This is a genomic window from Gemmiger formicilis (assembly GCF_016901605.1).
GTDB lineage: Bacteria > Bacillota > Clostridia > Oscillospirales > Ruminococcaceae > Gemmiger > Gemmiger formicilis_B.
Map to the genome: position 1 here is coordinate 1 of NZ_JACJKP010000284.1, position 2118 is coordinate 2118.

The 2118-nt window shown below is 45.3% G+C and carries 2 protein-coding genes; one reads left to right on the forward strand and one right to left on the reverse strand.

All coding sequences use genetic code 11. The features are described 5' to 3' along the window. Positions 1–58 precede the first annotated feature (58 nt). Entirely contained in the window at positions 59–559 is a 501-nt protein-coding gene (locus H6B10_RS14180; RefSeq protein ID WP_204652193.1) for a terminase gpP N-terminus-related DNA-binding protein, read from the reverse strand. A 253-nt stretch (positions 560–812) separates the two neighbouring features. On the opposite strand from H6B10_RS14180, the gene H6B10_RS14185 reads away from it, so the two are divergent. Continuing rightward, positions 813–2118, forward strand: a 1306-nt coding sequence (locus tag H6B10_RS14185; RefSeq protein WP_204652194.1) for an ATP-binding protein, incomplete at its 3' end; no start/stop codon positions are given.

The following is a 2118-nucleotide window of genomic DNA, read 5'->3' on the forward strand; positions in this document are numbered from 1 at the left end:
GTTGCCAGACCAGCTTTATTCTAGCACAGGAGGTTCTTTCTCTTCACTAAAGTATTTTTTATCCACCCCCAGTTGAACTGGGGGTTTTATCATGCCTATTCGGCGCCAAAAAGATGCGCTGTACCTCTTTCCGGTACAGCGCTTGTTGTTTGGCTCGCTCAGAGGGCGTGGCAGATTCCTTCCGGTAACGGAAGAAGGCACTGGAACTGAGTTCGAACACTTTGTAAATGTAGGGGACCTGGTCGGCGTATTTGCGCGCAAAGAGAGACCGGTCCCGGATGGGAATGGTGCGCAGGATGCCGCTCTCGTGCAGGATCTGTAGATTCCGCTGGGCCTCCTCCAGTTCCCGGCGGAGCGCCTGGGTGGTCAGTAGAAGGGTTCCGGCATCCTCCAGGGACAAATCCTTCAGCGTTTGCCCGGACAGCTTTTCTCGCCAGCGGCGTTGCCACAGGTAGATGGTCGGCAAGGGAACGTGGCAGGTTTCACTGATCTGCCGGCAGGCGTACCCTTGCAGGAAGAGCTGATAAGCCTCCTGATGTACGGTTTCAGAATATCGCATGTTGCTATAAACCTCCTTTTTTTGACATGCAGGAGAGAGTATAGCACAAACTCATCCGATTTCGTAAGAAAAACAAAATTGGTGCTGCTTTATTAAAGGAAAAATAGAGTAAAATGGAGAAAAATCAGGAAAAATAAGCAGAAATAAGAAAAAGTCGTTTGAAAAAGTTGACAAATTGTGCCAAAAGTCGCTTGAAAAAATATGAGCCTCTTATTATACTGAAAATAAGGATAGTTTGAGGAGGCGAAAACAGTTGCTGAAAAGAAAAATTGAGCAGAAATTGATGGAATGGAAAAATACAGAAAATCATAAACCATTGATTATAAAGGGATGCCGCCAGTGCGGAAAGACATTTTCCGTTTTGGATTTTGCACGAAAAAATTATAAGAATGTAGTGTATCTCAATTTTTTTGAAAATCCGGATTATGCGGCAGTGTTTTCCGGTTCTTTGGAAGTAGACAACATTGTCATGATGTTGTCAGCACTGATGGGAAGTGACGCGGTATTCGAAAGCGGAAATACGGTGCTTATCCTGGATGAGATTCAGGAATGCCCGGAAGCGCGGACAGCACTCAAGTTTTTCAGGATAGACGGACGATACGATGTGATTGGAACCGGCTCACTGCTGGGGGTAAAAGGGTATGGCAAAGAACCTAAATCCATTCCGGTAGGATCAGAAACTGTACTGGATATGTATCCTCTGGATTTCGAAGAGTTTCTTTGGGCCAATGGCATTGCGGATTCGGTGATTGATTTCCTGAAAGGATGGTTGGAAAAAGAAGAACCAGTGCCGGAAGCTCTTCATAATCGTATGCGCCAGCTTTTGCTGCAATATGCGGTGGTTGGAGGAATGCCCGATGCGGTGCAGACATTTGTGGACACCAAACAGATGGATCAGGTTTTGCAGATTCAGCGGGATATCATCCGCTCCTATGAAGATGACATGGTAAAGTATGCGGAAAGAAAAGATAAATCACGAATTAAAGAATGTTTCCAGTCCATACCGAAACAGCTCAGCAAGGAAAATAAGAAGTTCCAGTATTCTGTGGTAAAGAAAGGATCTTCGGCTGCCCAATATGCGGGAAGCCTGCAGTGGATTGAGGATGCCGGGATTATCATACGGTGTTACAATCTTTCCATTACAGAGTTGCCGCTGGACGGGAATGCCGAGCAGGATGTATTCAAGGTATATATGCAGGATTGCGGTTTGTTTGTGAGTATGCTGGAAGATGGAACCCAGTATGATATTCTGCAGGGAAAGCTGTATGCCTATAAAGGTGCTATCTTTGAAAATCTGATTGCAGATATTTTTGGAAAGATGGGGCGAAAGCTCTATTATTTTCACAAAGACAGCGGTTTGGAAGTCGATTTTGTGATCCGGTATAAAGGCCAATGTACCTTGGTGGAAGTAAAAGCAGCAACAGGAAACACCAAGAGTACCAAAACGATTCTCAATCACCCGGAAAAGTACCACGTCAGCAGTGCCATCAAGCTGGGAGATTATAATGTGGGACGTGCGGGTATGATTCTTACTTTACCGTTGTATATGGCATTTTTGC